Source organism: Metabacillus litoralis (genome assembly GCF_003667825.1).
Classification (GTDB): domain Bacteria; phylum Bacillota; class Bacilli; order Bacillales; family Bacillaceae; genus Metabacillus; species Metabacillus litoralis_B.
This window is the reverse complement of record NZ_CP033043.1, coordinates 4,013,706-4,031,214: the sequence shown is the minus strand read 5'-3', so window position 1 is coordinate 4,031,214 and position 17,509 is coordinate 4,013,706. Positions and strand designations below refer to the sequence as shown.

General features: G+C 37.1%; 13 protein-coding genes. 9 read left to right on the top strand and 4 right to left on the bottom strand.

Annotated elements, in window-relative coordinates; all coding sequences use genetic code 11:
- Nucleotides 1–110 precede the first annotated feature (110 nt).
- Entirely contained in the window at nt 111–1,094 is a 984-nt protein-coding gene (locus tag D9842_RS19670) for an aldo/keto reductase (protein WP_121663992.1), read from the top strand.
- A gap of 198 nt (nt 1,095–1,292) precedes the next feature.
- Here the strand turns inward: D9842_RS19670 and D9842_RS19665 are convergent, their stop codons facing one another.
- On the bottom strand, nt 1,293–2,501 hold the full coding sequence (locus tag D9842_RS19665; protein ID WP_121663991.1) for an MFS transporter: 1,209 nt from the start codon (nt 2,499–2,501) through the stop codon (nt 1,293–1,295).
- Between the two features lie 20 nt (nt 2,502–2,521).
- Nucleotides 2,522–2,884 carry a MarR family winged helix-turn-helix transcriptional regulator gene (locus D9842_RS19660; protein WP_121665143.1) on the bottom strand — a complete coding sequence of 121 codons (363 nt, stop codon included), beginning with the start codon at nt 2,882–2,884 and terminating at the stop codon, nt 2,522–2,524.
- Between the two features lie 363 nt (nt 2,885–3,247).
- Between D9842_RS19660 and D9842_RS19655 the strand changes: the two genes are divergently transcribed.
- Nucleotides 3,248–4,495 carry an NADP-dependent malic enzyme gene (locus D9842_RS19655; RefSeq protein WP_121663990.1) on the top strand — a complete coding sequence of 416 codons (1,248 nt, stop codon included), beginning with the start codon at nt 3,248–3,250 and terminating at the stop codon, nt 4,493–4,495.
- Nucleotides 4,496–4,571: 76 nt separating this feature from the next.
- On the opposite strand, the gene D9842_RS19650 is transcribed toward D9842_RS19655, so the two are convergent.
- The gene (locus D9842_RS19650) at nt 4,572–5,777 is read right to left on the bottom strand and encodes a NarK family nitrate/nitrite MFS transporter (protein WP_121663989.1); all 1,206 of its coding nucleotides are present in this window, start codon (nt 5,775–5,777) and stop codon (nt 4,572–4,574) included.
- A 288-nt stretch (nt 5,778–6,065) separates the two neighbouring features.
- On the opposite strand from D9842_RS19650, the gene nirB (D9842_RS19645) reads away from it, so the two are divergent.
- The 7 genes from nirB (D9842_RS19645) (at nt 6,066) to cobA (ending at nt 17,200) form a co-directional block, all read left to right on the top strand.
- Complete coding sequence (gene nirB, locus D9842_RS19645) at nt 6,066–8,411, top strand: nitrite reductase large subunit NirB (RefSeq protein WP_121663988.1); 2,346 nt, start codon at nt 6,066–6,068, stop codon at nt 8,409–8,411.
- Between the two features lie 39 nt (nt 8,412–8,450).
- Entirely contained in the window at nt 8,451–10,586 is a 2,136-nt protein-coding gene (gene nasC, locus D9842_RS19640; protein ID WP_121663987.1) for an assimilatory nitrate reductase catalytic subunit NasC, read from the top strand.
- A gap of 309 nt (nt 10,587–10,895) precedes the next feature.
- Nucleotides 10,896–11,681 (top strand): PAS domain S-box protein, encoded by a 786-nt coding sequence (locus D9842_RS19635; RefSeq protein ID WP_121663986.1) that lies wholly within the window; start codon nt 10,896–10,898, stop codon nt 11,679–11,681.
- Between the two features lie 153 nt (nt 11,682–11,834).
- Nucleotides 11,835–12,308 carry a hypothetical protein gene (locus D9842_RS19630; protein ID WP_257535921.1) on the top strand — a complete coding sequence of 158 codons (474 nt, stop codon included), beginning with the start codon at nt 11,835–11,837 and terminating at the stop codon, nt 12,306–12,308.
- A 552-nt stretch (nt 12,309–12,860) separates the two neighbouring features.
- A complete protein-coding gene (nirB, locus tag D9842_RS19625; protein WP_121663985.1) occupies nt 12,861–15,269 on the top strand; it encodes a nitrite reductase large subunit NirB in 2,409 nt (802 codons plus the stop codon).
- Between the two features lie 39 nt (nt 15,270–15,308).
- The gene (nirD, locus tag D9842_RS19620) at nt 15,309–15,632 is read left to right on the top strand and encodes a nitrite reductase small subunit NirD (protein WP_121663984.1); all 324 of its coding nucleotides are present in this window, start codon (nt 15,309–15,311) and stop codon (nt 15,630–15,632) included.
- A 137-nt stretch (nt 15,633–15,769) separates the two neighbouring features.
- Entirely contained in the window at nt 15,770–17,200 is a 1,431-nt protein-coding gene (gene cobA, locus D9842_RS19615) for a uroporphyrinogen-III C-methyltransferase (protein WP_257535920.1), read from the top strand.
- 52 nt (nt 17,201–17,252) lie between these two features.
- Here the strand turns inward: cobA and D9842_RS26060 are convergent, their stop codons facing one another.
- A complete protein-coding gene (locus D9842_RS26060; RefSeq protein WP_162987516.1) occupies nt 17,253–17,402 on the bottom strand; it encodes a hypothetical protein in 150 nt (49 codons plus the stop codon).
- Nucleotides 17,403–17,509: the final 107 nt, after the last annotated feature.

Below are 17,509 nucleotides of genomic sequence, written 5' to 3'. Positions count from 1 at the left end.
GAGTAATTGGATTGCAAGCCATATTTCTTTTGTTAGCGCTTTATCTATACTATAATAAAAATTGTGAAAAATTTTAACTAAACGATAACTTACATAGGATGGTGGAAAGAATGAAATATCGTCAGCTAGGGGATACAGACCTTAAAATTAGTGAATTAAGCTTTGGGACATGGGCTATTGGTGGATCGTGGGGTAAATCAGATGACCAGGAAGCATTAGGAGGTCTAGAGCGTGCAATGGATGCCGGCGTTAACTTCTTTGATACAGCTGATGTATACGGTGATGGACATAGTGAGGAATTACTTGCTAAAGCTACAAAAGGAAAAGAAGATAAAATTCATATTGCGACAAAGTTCTGCCGTGCAGGTGATATTTTTGATCCTGAAACCTATTCTGAAAAAGCTGTTACTGAATATTGTGAGGCAAGCTTAAAGCGTCTTCAACGTGACACAATTGATCTTTATCAAATTCATTGTGCCCCTTTTGAAATCTTAAAAAGTGGACAGGTTTTTGAAGTATTAGATAAGCTTCAACAACAAGGAAAAATCCGTCACTATGGTGTGAGTGTAGAAACAGTGGAGGAAGGATTATTTTGTTTAGATCAAGCAAATGTGAAGGCGCTACAAGTTATTTTTAATATCTTCCGTCAAAAAGCTATCCCTGAATTGCTTCCACAAGCAAAGGAAAAAGGTGTAGGCTTATTAGCTCGTGTACCTTTAGCAAGTGGATTATTAACGGGTAAATTCACAAATCAAGCTAAATTTGAGGAAGACGATCACCGCAATTTCAATAAAGACGGCGAACACTTCAATGTCGGTGAAACCTTTGCCGGTGTAGAGTTCTCAAAAGGTGTTGAGCTAAGTCAACAGCTGGAATGGATTTCAGAAGGCCGTGGCAATATGGCAAGAGCAGCACTTCGCTGGATTCTTGATCATGAAGAAATCACAACTGTTATCCCTGGCTTTAAAACGGTAAAGCAAGTGGAAGATAATTTACAAGCAACAGAAGTGCCTTCATTTAGTGCGGCGGAGCTGAAGAAGCTTTCTGAGTTTTATCAAGATCGCATTCATCCGAATGTTCGTGGGGTTTATTAAAAAGTGAGAAGCTGGAGCCTATGTGTGCTCCAGCTTTTTTGTGGAGATGATGCTCGTATGCAAGAATATCGAAATAGTTGCAAGATAACATTACGAAGTTACAAGAATATTAGCCGAACATGCAAAATAACAAAATAAGTCGCAAAAAAATTAGGCTAACCTGCAAGAACCTCACAATTTAAACAGCTGAAACAATTATTATAAGCTTGATTCCTTCCACTCCAGAGCAGGTGAAGTGGCTTTCTTTCTACTTTGCACGAACTTATACATGATAATAACAAGTATTAAAAACAAGCCGGCAAAAAGATACAATGTTTCATAGCCTAATTGAGCAACCACGATTCCTAAAACGAATGAACCGGTCGCAATTCCGGTATCAAAAAGTGTGAAAAATGTTGCTGTTGCATGGCTGCTGCGATGATGATCTGTTGCTTGAATAGCCAGTGTTTGGAGGCAAGGCACAACAGTTCCGTAACCTAAGCCAATAAATGCTCCGGCAAAAAGCAGCATAAAGGCGCTGTGCGCAATACTTAAAAACAATAAACCGATCATAAATAAAGCCAAAGCAGGGTATATCACAACATTTGGCCCCTTTGAATCATACAAACGACCACTGAATGGTCTTGCAATAATCATAGCTACGGCAAATACAAGGAAAAAGTAACTTGCTGCTTCTATTAAATTTAATTCTTTGGCATACATTGATATAAATGAAAGAACACTAGAATACGTAAATGCAACTAAGCTTCCTACAAGTGCAATTGGAAGGGCCTTTTGATCAATTAAATCGCTGAATTGCAGGCGTTTCTTTTCAACTTGATCTGTTTTCTTAACCTCCGCCATTTTACTAAATGCCGTAAATAACACACCGATTGTAATTAATGAAGCTAGAACAAGAAATAGAATTGAAAAAGATACATATTGTAAAAGAGTAAGTGAAATGAACGGACCACACACAACGGCAAGGTTCATTGACATGGCAAAATATCCAAGTCCTTCACCACGTCTTTTCAGGGGTACAATGTCTGCAGCAATTGCACCCGTTGCTGTAGAGGCAATACTAAACCAAATCCCGTGAAGAAATCGTAAAACTAATAAAAGGGCATAATTCTCAACCCATAGATACATAAAAGAAAAAATGGTAAAAAGAATCATGCTGATCATCAATGTTTTTTTCTTCCCGAAATCCTGAATCAGCTTTCCTGAAAAAGGTCGCACAATAATCGCAGATAACATAAATATTGTAATAATTAAACCTGCATCAACGCTTGAGCGGCCGAGTTCATCAACCACATAGATTGGTAAAGATGTTAGCAGACCATAAAAAGCAACAAATATGAAAAAATTACTTAAAAAGATACTAATAAAGCCTTGTGTCCAAATTGGCTGTTTTTCTTGAGAGTTCATTAGGCTTATTCCTCCTTGCTTTATTCTGTTTTTCCGAGTTTTGTTAATAAGGTAAATAACTGATCTTGCTCCTGATCTGTAAGCTGTAAGGTCATTTCTTTTTCAAATCTTTTTACATCTTCTTCGACAGTAGGCAATGTTTCCAGTGCTTTTTCCGTAAGAGAAACAAGTCGTTCACGTTTGTCATTTCCAGAAGTTCGATTTATCCAGCCACCTTCTTCGAGCTTAACAAGTGTTCTTGTTACAGTAGGTGCTTCAACGTTTAAATATCGCCATATATCACTTTGGGTCATAGGACCGTTTGTTTTAAGGCAGTACAGAATGGACCATTGTGAGCTGTATAGATCATGCTTTTGTAAATATTCATTAACTTCCTTTGTCATATGTCTAGTTTTTTGATACAACAAATGAAAAAGTTTATTTGTATTATCCAATTCTTTTCACCTCAAATTATTTACCTAAGTAAGTATTGTCGTATCTGAGAGATATTTACCTAGGTAAATATCCGCTTATACTAAGATAACAGAAAAACAAATTTTGTAAAGTGGCATGATTTCAAGTATGCGTTTACAACTATCTACTTTTTTTAATTACATAATTACACCAATAGTTTCATAATCTATCAATCTTCTTTCAAGCCAACTAAAATATGGCCATAGAAGGATTTAAACTCAAAGATTTTCTGTATAAAATGCAAACGCTTCCTATATTTAAAAATTTACAAGGTGAAAAAAGGAGAGCATATAATGTCAACTTTACGTGAAGAAGCAATAAAGATGCATAAGGATAATAAAGGTAAGCTAGGTGTGCACTCCAAGGTTCCAGTTCGAAATGCTAAAGATCTAAGCTTAGCTTATTCTCCAGGTGTTGCAGAGCCGTGCTTGGACATTCATGAAGACGAAAGTAAGGCATATGAGTATACAATGAAGGGTAATTTAGTTGCGGTTGTTTCTAATGGTACGGCTGTACTAGGCCTTGGTAATATTGGACCAAAAGCAGCAATGCCTGTTATGGAAGGAAAAGCACTATTATTTAAATCATTTGCTGATGTGGATGCATTTCCTATTTGTTTGGATACAACTGATTCAGATAAAATCGTTGAAACTGTAAAGCTGCTTGAACCAACCTTTGGTGGAGTGAATTTAGAGGATATTGCAGCTCCACATTGCTTTGAGATTGAAGAAAGATTAAAGAAAGCGTGCGATATTCCAATCTTCCATGATGATCAACATGGCACGGCGATTGTGACTGCTGCTGGATTGATTAATGCTTTAAAGCTAGCGGGCAAAAAAATTGAAAACATCTCAGTGGTTGTAAATGGTGCAGGAGCTGCAGGTGTTGCGATTGTAAAGCTGCTTCTTCATATGGGTGTGAAGGATGTTGTTTTATGTGATACAAAAGGAATTATTTATGAAGGTCGCCAGATAGGAATGAATCCATTTAAAGAAGAATTGGCAGCCATCACAAATAAAGATCAAAAGCAAGGTAACTTAGAGGATGCTCTTAAAGGAGCAGACGTATTTGTTGGTGTATCTGTTGCAGGAGCTGTTACGAAGGAAATGGTTGCTTCGATGAACCAAGATCCAATCATTTTTGCAATGGCGAACCCTGTACCGGAGATTATGCCGAATGAAGCGAAAGAAGCAGGTGCACTTGTTGTGGGAACAGGACGTTCTGATTTTCCTAACCAAGTGAACAATGTTCTTGCATTCCCTGGCATTTTCCGTGGTGCACTAGATGTTCAAGCAAAAGAAATTAATGAAGAAATGAAGCTCGCAGCTGTGTATGCAATTGCTGAGTTAATATCAGAACGAGATTTAACGAGCGATTACGTAATACCGGATCCATTTGACCGAAGAGTAGTTGCATACGTTGCATCAGCTGTTGCAAAGGCAGCAATGGATACAAATGTTGCCCGTAAACAAATGAATACAGATGAATTAAAAAATCGCTTATTAACCCTAGTGGAAGAAAAACAAGCTGTGTTATCATAAAAAAATGTAGGCTGTTAAGAAATCATCTTAACAGCCTTTATTACGCTATAGTCAGCCCAAAATAGGAAGCTTCATTTTATATCTTTACAGCACTACTTTTCACATTCCACGTCTTCTTCCAAGAATAACTCGCAAATAATAAAACGGAAAATGCAACTAAGGCAATAATCGAGAAGGTAATAAACCCTGAAGCGTAAGAGCCTGTTAATTCCTTCAATGTCCCTAAAATATTAGGTAAAAAGAAGCCTCCAATTCCTCCGGCAGCTCCAACAATACCTGTGATCATGCCAATTTCTTTTTGAAAGCGTTGTGGAACTAGTTGAAATACAGCGCCATTTCCCATTCCTAAGCACATCATTCCTACAAAAAGTAAGGCAGTGATGGCAAATAAAGGGGGTAATTGACTAACACCAAGCATACAAACAGCAACACCGATGAAAAGGAAGGATAACACCTTTACTCCACCGATTTTATCTGAAATAAGTCCACCAACAGGACGGAAAAAGCTACCTGCGGCAACACATAAAGTAACGAAATCCCCAGCTTGAACGGACGTTAATTTGTATTCATCAACGAAAAACATACTGAGAAAGCTAGATAATCCTACAAACCCACCGAATGTGACGCTGTACAAAATGCAGAAAAACCATGTGTCTTTATGAGCAAATACTTTAAAGTAATTAGCTAAAGGCTGAGGAGCTGGTTGTGAAGGAGCATCCTTCGCTAAAATCATAAAAATGATGAATGTAATGAAAAGCGGAATGAGTGCAAACCCCATCGTCACATGCCAACCGAACTGTTCTGCCAAACGAGGACCAAATAAAGTAGCAAATAATGTACCACTGTTACCTGCTCCTGCAATTCCCATTGCCAACCCTTGCAAATGTGGAGGGTACCATCTACTTGCCATTGGTAAGGCAACGGCAAAGCTGGCCCCTGCTACCCCCAACAATATCCCAATCATAAATAGTTCTGGCATTGTATTTCCGGCAAGTAAACCCCAAAGCAATGGAATAGCTGTAATTGACATTCCTAAAGTAGCAGTCTTCTTCGGACCAAACCGATCTGTTAAAATTCCTAAAACAATTCGAAAAAATGAACCTGCAAGAATTGGAATTGCAACAATCAATCCTTTTTGTGATGGAGAAAGCCCAAAATCCTGTGTAATAAACACCCCAAGTGCGCCAAGCATAACCCAAATCATAAAGCTAACATCAAAATACAGAAACGAGGAAAAAAGTGTTTTCGGGTGACCACTAGTTTTTAAATCCGATAGTTTCATGTTAAATCTCCTTCCAAATGTCCTAGATTTGTTTTTTGTACTTATTCAAATTTTCTGACTTATTTCATGGTGCTATTATATTTGGCAAAAAAGAAGTAGGAAAGATACTTGTAAATAAATATGACATGGAAATATTTATTTAAGATATTTCTTTATTACTCCAAAAATCCATATAGTAGAAACTCAGAATTTGTGTGAGGAAATCTAACGTAAATAGTTAGAATTTAACTAATATATGAAATAATGTTTTTATGTTAAAAGTCAGAGAATATTTGCTGGAGGGTGAACATGAAGCAGAAATTAGTGGTAATCGGTAACGGAATGGCAGGTGTTCGCTGTGTTGAAGAAATTTTAAAGCATAATCCAGAGCTATATACCATCTCCATCATTGGCAGTGAACCCCACCATAATTATAATCGGATTTTATTATCTTCTGTTCTACAAGGAGAAGCAAGGTTTCAAGATATCACGATTAATGATGCTATATGGTATGAGGAGAATGATATTACCCTGTTTTCCGGAGAAACAGCAACAGAAATTGATACGGAAAAGAAGATGGTTATAACGGATAAAAATCATGCCATTTCTTATGACAAACTAATTCTAGCCACTGGATCATCACCTTTTGTACTTCCGATACCAGGGGTTGAAAAAGAGGGAGTTGTGACATTTCGTACGATTGAGGACTGTAAAAATATTTTAGAGGCTGCAAAACACTATAAAAATGCAGTCGTAATTGGTGGAGGAGTATTAGGGCTAGAGGCCGCAAGAGGCTTGGTAAATCTAGGGCTAAATGTAAAGGTTATTCACAATACAGAGTACCTCATGCAGCGTCAGCTTGATTCGGTCTCGTCAAAAATGCTTCAGCATCAGTTAGAGCAACAAGGAATTGAATTTATTTTAGGAAAAGTCACCGAACAGATAATAGGAGATAAACGAGTGAACGAATTAACATTTACCGACGGTACTTCTGTAGAAGCTGATTTAGTTGTGATGTCTGTAGGTGTTATCCCTAATTCTGTTTTAGCGAAGAAAAGTGGAATCACAACAAACCGGGGAATTATTGTGAATGATTTTATGGAAACAAGTGTTAGTGATATTTACGCAGTTGGTGAATGTGTTGAGCATAACGGGATTGTCTATGGTTTAGTAAAACCGCTTTATGAACAGGGGCAAGTTTTAGCAAAACATCTTTGTCAGTTAAACCCTCAAGGATATGAAGGATCTGTTTTATCAACTAGCTTAAAGGTGCCCGGGGTGGATCTTTTTTCTGTTGGGGATTTTACGGAGGATTCCTCAACTAAATCGTTAACTATGTTAAATGAAATACATTCTGTTTATAAAAAAATTGTTCTTCGCGGTGATATTATCGTTGGAGCTGTATTATATGGAGAAACAAAAAATCAGTCAAAGCTCCTCGATCTGATTGTAAAAAGAAGGCATGTAAGTGATGAAGAGAAGAGGCAGCTCCTTCAAGCAGCTGATAAAGATTCTTCTAGCATCAAAGCAATGAAACAAAGTGAAATCATCTGCAACTGCAATGGTGTGACAAAAGGGTCAATTATTGAAGCTGTTCAGCAGAATGAATTAACAACCGTTCAGGAAGTAAAGCAATGTACAAAAGCATCCAGTTCATGTGGTGGCTGTAAACTACTCTTGTCAGATTTGTTAGATTACATTCAAAGTGACGAATGTGATGAATTGTTTGAAAGAAAGTCATTATGTACTTGTACAACACTTACAGAAGATGAAGTAGTTTTACAAATTCAACAAAAAAATCTTTCTTCATTACAAGATGTTTTTACCCAGTTAAACTGGCTTTCTTTAGAAGGATGTGCGGGCTGTGTACCAGCAATTCAATATTATTTAGCCATGATTTACCCAGACTATGCAGAAAAAAATCAATTCTTCTATATGAATGATGATAACTTAAAAGCACAGCACATGAGTGATGGAACTTATTCCATTATCCCACAAACATATGGAGGAAAAGTATCAGCGAAGCTATTACGAAACATTGCAGCTGTTATGGAGAAATATCAACTAACAGACGTTGGTCTAACAACTGAACAACGATTCCAATTAAAAGGAATTAAGCAAGAAGATATCGGAGCTGTATGTACAGACATAGGAATACGTTTACGTCCGGTGAACATTCATACAATCCATCATGTGAACACCTACTACAGTGAAAAAAAATGTCAGTGTCATACAGGAGTATCATTACAACTCTCCATTCAACTAGAAAAGGAAATGGAATTGATCTTAACACCACATGAGATTAAGTTAAGTGTGTCTCCATGTAAGCATCATGACTTGGAAATGAGGACAAATGATATTCACTTAGTTGGGGTTGAAAGAGGCTTTGAAATGTATGTTGGAGGAAGCTGCTTTCCACAACTACAGCAAGGTGAGTTATTTAGCATCGCAAGTGATCATGATGAAGCTAAAAGATTAACCTGTGGGTTTGTCCAATATTATCGGGAAACAGCCAACTATTTAGAAAACATAAGCGAATGGATCAATCGTGTTGGAATCATTCATATAAGAGAAGTGTTATTTGAAGAAACTCTTTGTAATCAGTTAGTAGAGAGACTTGAAGCTGAAATGATGATAAATGTAGAAAAAATTTAACTAGTTTTAAAGATTAATTGAAAAAAGGATGGATGTGCCTTGACCGATTTATTATTAAAGTATTTCAGGACAAAGCAACAAGAGGTCCAAACGGAAAAAGTATATGATACTCAATGTCCATTTTGCAGTATGCAATGTAAAATGCAATTGATTGAGCAGTCGATCGTATCAAGAAAAACGTATAAAACAATAGGGAAAGATAACCCAACCTCACAAGGAAGATTATGTATTAAAGGAATGAATGCCCATCAGCATCCGTTCCATCAGGATCGAATATTGCATCCATTACTGAAAGTGGATGGAGAATTTGTTCGAATTACATGGGACGAAGCCCTTCAACATATTAAAAAGCAGTTTGAGGAAATCCAAGCAGTGGATGGACATGAGGCTTTGTCGATTTATGGGAGTGCATCGATCACAAATGAAGAAGCCTATCTGCTAGGGAAATTTGCAAGGGTAGCACTAAAAACGCCATATATTGATTACAATGGCCGTCTTTGTATGTCAGCAGCAGCTACTGCAGCCAATCAAACATTTGGGTTAGATCGAGGTCTTACCAACTCATTACAAGAGGTACCGTTTACTCGAGTGATAATCTTGGCAGGAACAAATATTGCTGAATGCCAGCCAACGATCATGCCTTATTTTGAAAAAGCAAAAGAAAATGGTGCTTATATTATTGCGATTGACCCAAGAGAAACACCAACAACACAACTTGCTGATTTGCATCTTATGGTCAAACCGGGAATGGATGCGGCACTAGCTAACGGATTATTAAAGGTTATTATTGATGAAGGCTTGGTGGATGAAGAATTTGTTAAAGAACGAGTAACAGGTTTTGAGGAAGTGCGAAGCTACGTGAATACATTATCTCTAGGCGAAATTGCTGAGATGACAGGAGTTCCGGTCGATCAGATGAAGACAGCGGCAATAAAATTTGCTGAAGAAGAATCTGGGATGCTTTTTACAGCTAGAGGAGTAGAACAGCAAATTGATGGAACAGCGGCTGTCCGTAATATATTGAATTTTTTACTTGCAACAGGCAAAATCGGAAAGCCCTACTCTGGATATGGAGCGATTACGGGGCAGGGAAATGGACAGGGGGCGCGTGAGCATGGACAAAAAGCAGATCAGCTTCCTGGATATCGATTAATTGAAAATGAGGAGCACAGGGAACATGTAGCCAAAGTATGGGGGATCGATAAGGATGAACTTCCTGGCAAGGGAGTATCAGCATATGAAATGTTTCAGAAAATCAATCATGGTGATATCACGGGTATGCTACTCGTCTGTTCTAATCCTGTTGTTTCTAATCCAAATGCCAATTTTGTGAAAGCAGCATTAAAGAAGTTAAAGTTTTTGGTAGCTGTTGATATATTTATATCAGAAACTGCTCAGCTTGCGGATTTAATTCTCCCTGCCTCATCCTATCTAGAAGATGAGGGCACGATGACAAATCTTGAAGGACGTGTAACGTTAAGGGAAGCAAGTCGTCCATGTCCAGGTGAAGCAAAGAATGATTGGCAAATTATCTGCGAGATTGCAAAGGTGCTAGGAAAAGAGAAATATTTTCCGTTCCAAAATGCAGAGGATATCTTTAATGAATTAAGAGAAGCAAGCCGCGGAGGAGCAGCAGACTATTACGGGATTACGTATGATAGAATCCGCAAAGAACAAGGCATCCTCTGGCCATGTCCGGATTTAGATCACCGAGGAACCAGCAGACTATTTGAAGAATCCTTTGCTCATGAGGATGGCAAAGCAAGGATGGTTCCTGTGTCTAATATTTCAGAATTACCAAAAGAAAAGCCTAGTGAGGAATTCCCTCTTTATTTAACAACCGGCCGTATCATGTCACACTATTTAACAGGAGTACAAACGAGAAAAAGTGCTGCACTCGCAGCAAGAAACTTTGAATCTTACTTAGAAATCCATCCTGAAACAGCGAAAAAATACAACATTGAGCAAAACACCCTTGTTTCCGTCTCATCTAGAAGGGGGACGATTAAAGTTAGAAGTAAAATCTCTGATACCATCCGACCAGACACCGTATTTGTTCCTTTTCATTGGGCGGAAGATCAAAACGTCAACATGCTAGTCGGCGAAGACCTAGACCCATCCTGTAAAATGCCCGGATTTAAAGTAAGTGCTGTGAATATTGCGCCAGTTAATTAATTGCCAAGGAAATCGACATACAGTCGATTTCTTTTTTTGATTACACCATATTCAATCTTATTAGAGTAAAAAGTTCATTATAAAAGATGTGACATTCCATAGATGCTCTACTTGGCCAAGTTATTCCTCATGAAAAACCTACTTAAACACTTTAGGTGGAAAAAGTGAATATAACCATTTACGAAAATAAATTAATAAAGATAATTACCGATTAAAGAAAATAATTACTTTATTCATGATAAAGTAGGGGCTAGGGGGTTTTTTAAAAGGACTTCCGTATAGTGTAATGAAAAGGAGTGTTACGTACATATGAACGAGGACATCTCAAAAATTAATTATCAAGAAGTTATAGACTATTCACATGATCCCATTATCATCCATTGCAACCATAAAATTATTTATATTAATCAGGCTGCTGCCACTTTTTTTAAATGTAGTCCGGAAGAAGTGATAGGGGCAGATCCATTAGATATCTTTCAGGAATCTTCTAAACAAGCAATTACAAAAAGAATCAGCTCTGCTTATGATAAGCCCGCAGAAGTAATTGAAGAGTTTGTCTATAAAATGGATGGGACAAAGGTTGAAGTCGAATTGTATTGTCACCCTTTAAAAATTGGAGATACAAAAGCTATTCAAAGCGTAATAAAAGATATTACCGAAAAAAGGGAAGTTGAGAAAAGAAATATAGAAACAGTAAGAGAAATAAATGAGTTAGCAACTACCCTTGTTCCTCTATTCAGAGGTGTTGTAGTCCTCCCTTTAGTTGGATCAATTGATGAAGGTAGAGCAACCTATTTAATTAATCATGTCCCAATTAAAGTAAAAGAGAGCAATGTAGAATGTATCATTATTGATTTTTCAGGAATCTATAAGTTAGATCATCTAGTAGCTGATATACTCTTTAAAATCACCAATGTGATGTCCATGTTAGGGGTGAAATGTATCATTTCAGGCATGCGTCCTGAGTTGGCTGTAATTGCTCTTGAATTAGATATCAATATAGCAGGAATCAGCTCATTTTCGACTGTTCAGGAAGCCATATGTTCTCTTGTTAAACCTTTCTATCCTTTTGAAAAATGGTTGTATAAACAGTAAACTTATCTCGATCTATAGCCCTAGTCATTTCATGGAAAGTTACTGTAGAATAACGAATCCTTTTAAATATACCCTTTTCTTAAACACTCATATAATTTCCAGAACCGGGAAGGATATGTCTATCAATTAATGAAAAGGATGTAAAAAACTAAAGTGAAAAAACTAAATTTGTTAATGATCCTTATGACCATTTTGCCTTGGCTGAGTGTCCCCCTACTTCGCGGCTTAACTTTTAAAAGATTTCTACCTGCCGCCTTATTCATGAGCCTTTATCTAGTTGCAGAAGGTCGATTCGCTGAAAAGAAAAAATGGTGGTGGTTTCCTTTCAATGTTCGACCTAATGTAATTGCGGAATTGCCATTAATTTTTGGTCCGTTTTTAGTAGGTTCACTCTGGATATTAAAATATACTTATGGAAAATTTAATCTTTATCTACTCATTAACCTTTTAGTTGATTCAGTTTTTACCTACTTCGGAATAGAGTGGTTTAAGAAAATAGGTTATGTATCTTTAGTGAGACTTACAAAATTTCAATTATCACTTGTATTTTTAATAAAAACCTTTTTGTTATACGGTTTTCAAGTGGTTTATGAAAGGTACTTTCTGCAAAAAGCATCTTCTAACTAATAGTTAGACTTAAAAATATTAGACGAGTTCCCCTTATATATGGAATTACAAATAATATTCAAAAGCTACTTTTACAATTAAATGAATAAGGATATCCATGCTTTAACAGATAACCAAGCCGGTGCTATCCAAGAATTTTCTGCAACCATTCAGGAGATAGCTAGAAACTCACAAGAACTGGCTTTACTTGCAGAGTTTACCTTAAAGTCGGATAATGCTTAAACTTTTTGAAGATAACCAGTATGTATATTGGTTATCTTTTTCTATTTAAAGGATATATTTCACAAATTAACACACTTTTTTAGGGGATTAGGCCACCGTTGGTTAGGTTTTAATCAGTTGAAAGAGATGTGTTTTTTTATTTTTAAAAGTTTCCTTGCTCTAGAATTTTGCAAATCAATGATTAATGATAGGTGACCGAATTTAAAGGGTTCAATAAATACTTTTCAAACTAATTCCAACAAAATCATGTTAGAAAACCTAACATGTATGTTAAATGTATCATTTAGCCGTGATATAGTTGAGGAAACTTTCCAAGGGGAGGAAAATCGAGTGAATAAAAAGAAGCTTGTACTAATAGGAAATGGAATGGCCGGAGTAAGAGCAATTGAGGAAATTCTAAAAATATCCCAAGATTCATTTGACATCACGATTTTTGGAACAGAACCGCACCCAAACTATAATAGAATTTTATTATCAAAGGTTTTACAAGGAGATACAGAAGTAAAAGATATCACGCTTAATGACTGGGCATGGTACGAAGAAAACAACATCACACTCTATACCGGTGAAACAGTAACGAAAATTGACTCAGAAATGAAAGTCATCTACTCAGATAAGAAACGAGTTGTCCCATACGACGAACTTATTATAGCAACAGGATCTGTTCCGTTCATCCTACCTCTTCCTGGTGCGGACAAAGAAGGTGTGACCGCCTTCCGTGATATTAAAGATACAGACATCATGCTTGATGCATCTGAAAAATACAAAAAAGCAGCCGTTATCGGTGGAGGATTATTAGGTTTAGAAGCGGCTCGTGGTTTATTAAATCTTGGAATGGATGTAACTGTCATTCATATTGCTCCAACATTAATGGAACGCCAACTAGATCATACAGCCGGTAAGATGCTTCAGCAAGAGTTAGAAAAGCAGGGAATGAACTTTTTACTAGAAGCATCAACTGCTGAAATCTACGGAGATGAACGTGTAGAAGGCTTAAGGTTTAAAGATGGAAGTGAACTTGAGGCAGATTTAGTTGTTATGGCTGTTGGAATTAAACCAAATATTGCCCTTGGTGGTGAAAGTGGGCTTGAAACAAATAGAGGAATCGTTGTAAATGACTTTTTACAAACCAATCTTCCGAATGTATATGCCGTTGGTGAATGTGCTGAACATAATGGCATTCCATATGGACTTGTTGCCCCTTTATATGAACAAGGAAAAGTGTTGGCAAAACATATTTGTGGTGAACAAACAGATGGATATAAAGGATCTGTCCTATCAACACAGCTAAAGGTTTCCGGAGTGGAAGTGTTCTCGGCTGGCGACTTTATGGAAGGTGATGATAAAAAGTCCTTAAAAGTCTTTGATGAACAAGATGGAATCTACAAAAAAATTGTGCTAAGAGGGAATAAAATCGTTGGTGCTGTCTTATTTGGAGATAGTAAAGAAGGCAGTCGACTGTTCTCGATGATAAAAAAAGGTGCAGATATTTCCGATACAGAAAAAATCAGTATTTTACAACCAATTGGTGAAGAAGCTGGAGAAAGCCTTGTTGCTTCCATGCCGGATGATGAAATCATTTGTGGATGTAATGGAGTTTCAAAGGGTGCAATTGTTCAGGCCATCCAAGAAAAGGGTTGTACAACTGTTGATGCGATTAAAGGCTGTACGAGTGCATCTCGTTCATGTGGAGGATGTAAACCATTGGTCGCGGATGTTTTACAATATACACTTGGCTCTGACTTTGATGCAGCTGCCCAAAAAGAAGCAATCTGTGGCTGTACAACATTATCAAGAGATGAAGTTGTAGAAGAAATTAAAGCAAAAGGCTTAACACATATTAAAGAGGTAATGAATGTCCTTGAATGGAAATCTGAGGGCTGTTCAAAATGTCGCCCGGCGCTTAATTACTATTTAGCAATGGTTAACCCAACCGGCTATGCGGATGAAAGAGAATCACGCTTTGTTAATGAACGCATGCATGCAAATATTCAAAAAGACGGCACTTACTCTGTTGTTCCTAGAATGTACGGCGGTGTGACAAATGCAAGTGAATTGCGTCGGATTGCCGATGTTGTTGAAAAATATGAGATTCCATTAGTAAAAGTAACAGGTGGTCAACGTATTGACTTATTTGGGGTTAAAAAGGATGATCTACCGAAAGTATGGCAAGATCTTGATATGAACTCTGGTTATGCTTACGGAAAATCACTACGTACCGTAAAAACATGTGTTGGAGAAACATTCTGCCGCTTTGGAACACAAGACTCAATGGGCTTAGGCATTCGTTTAGAAAAGAAGTTTGAAGGTTTGCAAACACCTCATAAAGTAAAAATGGCTGTATCTGCTTGCCCAAGAAGCTGTGCAGAATCAGGCTTTAAAGATATCGGCTTTATCGGAATTGATGGAGGCTGGGAAATTTATGTTGGTGGTAACGGTGGTACCCACGTACGTGGTGGAGATTTACTTTACAAAGTGAAAACAGATGATGAAGCAATGGAAATTACAGGTGCTTATCTACAATATTACCGCGAAACAGCAAACTATTTAGAACGTACCTCTGCTTGGATCGAACGCGTTGGCTTAGACCATGTCCAATCTGTTTTAGATGATAAAAAGAAACGTGCTGAGTTAAATGCTCGCATGGATGAAACATTATCTGTTTATAAAGATCCTTGGAAAGAAATTATTGAAGACCAGAAAACAAAGAAAGAGTTATTTGAAACAGTATCTTTATAGGGTGAAAATACAGAATATTTTGTCAGGGAGGACTTGGACATGAAGGAACTAACCAAAACGAAGGTGTATGTAGGAGCATTTCTAGAGTTACCAGAGCGAGTTGGTAAAACGGTCAAATTGGAGGAAGATAAAGAGGTTGCTGTTTTTAAGTTATCAAATGGGAAAATAAAGGCTATAGAAAATAAATGCCCACATAAAGGCGGCGTGTTAAGTGAAGGAATTGTCAGCGGTGAACACGTATTTTGTCCAATGCATGACTGGAAAATTTGCCTTGAAGATGGTGTTGTACAGGAACCAGATTTTGGTTGTGTGAAAACTTATGAAACAATCATTGATGACGGAGAGGTTTTTCTGTTAGTTTAATAAAGACGCTCTAGCTTATTGTGAAAATCTAAAGTATAGTAGTTGGATAAATTAACAATGGAGTTTCGAGAAACAAGTAAGGTTAGGTTGGATAGAGCCCTTACTTTAAAATCATAAAAAAGGTAGGGGGAGTAACGATGGGAATGAGCATTGGAAAGGTGTATCTAGTCGGAGCGGGTCCTGGAGATCAGGAATTAATCACTGTAAAAGGAATGGAAGCGATCAAGAAGGCAGATGTTATTCTTTATGATCGACTTGTAAACCCAAGGCTGCTTGAATACGCACCACCTACCTGTGAGCTAATCTATTGTGGGAAACTGCCTACTCGTCATTTTATGAGACAGCATGAAATCAATGCAACTTTAGCAGAGAAAGCATTAGCTGGCTTTACCGTTGTTAGATTAAAAGGCGGAGACCCAAGTGTTTTTGGTAGAGTAGGTGAGGAGGCCGAGGTTTTGGCAGAGCAAAATGTGCCATATGAAATCGTCCCCGGCATCACATCTGGTATTGCTGCTCCTCTATATGCTGGTATACCAGTAACACATCGAGATTATGCAGGATCATTCGCTGTCGTTACTGCCCATGATAAATCAAAAGAAGGTAAACCAAATATTGACTGGGAAGGCTTAGCAAGAGGCGTTCAAACAATTGCCTTTTATATGGGCATTTCAAACCTGGAGCATATTTGTGAAAATCTTGTGCTTCACGGTAAATCACCTGATACCCCAGTGATCATTATTAGGTGGGGAACATGGAGCAGACAGCAAAGTGTAGTAGGCACTCTTTCTACTATTGTTGAAAAAGTGCGAGAAGAAAAAATTCAAAACCCAGCCATTACATTAGTTGGCGATATTGTGGAAACAAGAGACAAAGTAAAATGGTTTGAAAATCAGCCTTTATTTGGTCAACAAATTTTATATGTTCGAGGAAGTGTCGAAGAAGAAAGCAATGCTCAGAACTTAAGAAATCAGGGTGCAGATGTGATTGAATGTCCTAAATGGACGGTAACAGAGAACGAAGTAGATAGTGAATTATTGGGGAGACTATCCTCATATAAGTCGATTTTATTTTTATCTTCCCAAGCAGTTACTGCCTTTTTCAATCAGTTGAAAAGGCATCGAGTTGATATTCGCCAGATTCGTGCAGAGCTTTGCTGTCAAAATGAAACAGCTTTAAACCAGTTAGAATTATTGGGATTATACCCTAGCTTGGAGATGCCTGGTCAAGAAAATCTTCTTATTGTTGGCCCTGAAATAACAGCTATGAGAAAGCTAAATTTAGATTCTACCTATAAAGAATATGACTATCTAAGTATTTATCAATCCTATATTGATCAAAGATACGATTCAATTATAAAACGATCTATTGAAGATGCTGAACTTACATCGATTGTTTTTACTTCGGGAGATGCTGTGGAAACATGGATAAATGGAAAATTTCATGAAAACATGTTCTCTCAAGAAAATGAACAATCACTAGAAATAATTTGTGAAAATGATGAAGCATTAGACGCAGTTTTAAAGCACGGACTTCCTGCAAAATTAAATATGGAGTTATCTCTAATCTAATATAAGGCTGAATGCATAAAGGAGAACGTTATGCATTCAGCCTTGTTAGTTTTTAATATTCAATTTCTTCGTAATCCTTAGGTTGAGGAAGGGGTTGTTCAGGAAGGTTAATATTATATTCTGAAAAAGCTTCTGATTTTCTTTTGTATACTTTTCCCTTGTATGAATGTTCATTGTTTTTTTCATTGTTTCTTTGATCCATGCTAATCATCTCCTTCATCATCTTGTTATGTTTATCTTAACCATTATGAAGATTAACATGTTAAATGGAGATTTTTTTTATTTGTTAAAAATATACACATTTACAAA

What these genes read in the sequence shown, in the direction of transcription:
- D9842_RS19670 (WP_121663992.1), top strand. Translation starts at nt 111, where the DNA reads ATGAAATATCGTCAGCTAGGGGATACAGACCTTAAAATTAGTGAATTA.
- D9842_RS19665 (WP_121663991.1), bottom strand. Translation starts at nt 2,501, where the DNA reads ATGAACTCTCAAGAAAAACAGCCAATTTGGACACAAGGCTTTATTAGT.
- D9842_RS19660 (WP_121665143.1), bottom strand. Translation starts at nt 2,884, where the DNA reads ATGACAAAGGAAGTTAATGAATATTTACAAAAGCATGATCTATACAGC.
- D9842_RS19655 (WP_121663990.1), top strand. Translation starts at nt 3,248, where the DNA reads ATGTCAACTTTACGTGAAGAAGCAATAAAGATGCATAAGGATAATAAA.
- D9842_RS19650 (WP_121663989.1), bottom strand. Translation starts at nt 5,777, where the DNA reads ATGAAACTATCGGATTTAAAAACTAGTGGTCACCCGAAAACACTTTTT.
- nirB (WP_121663988.1), top strand. Translation starts at nt 6,066, where the DNA reads ATGAAGCAGAAATTAGTGGTAATCGGTAACGGAATGGCAGGTGTTCGC.
- D9842_RS19635 (WP_121663986.1), top strand. Translation starts at nt 10,896, where the DNA reads ATGAACGAGGACATCTCAAAAATTAATTATCAAGAAGTTATAGACTAT.
- nirD (WP_121663984.1), top strand. Translation starts at nt 15,309, where the DNA reads ATGAAGGAACTAACCAAAACGAAGGTGTATGTAGGAGCATTTCTAGAG.
- cobA (WP_257535920.1), top strand. Translation starts at nt 15,770, where the DNA reads ATGGGAATGAGCATTGGAAAGGTGTATCTAGTCGGAGCGGGTCCTGGA.
- D9842_RS26060 (WP_162987516.1), bottom strand. Translation starts at nt 17,402, where the DNA reads ATGGATCAAAGAAACAATGAAAAAAACAATGAACATTCATACAAGGGA.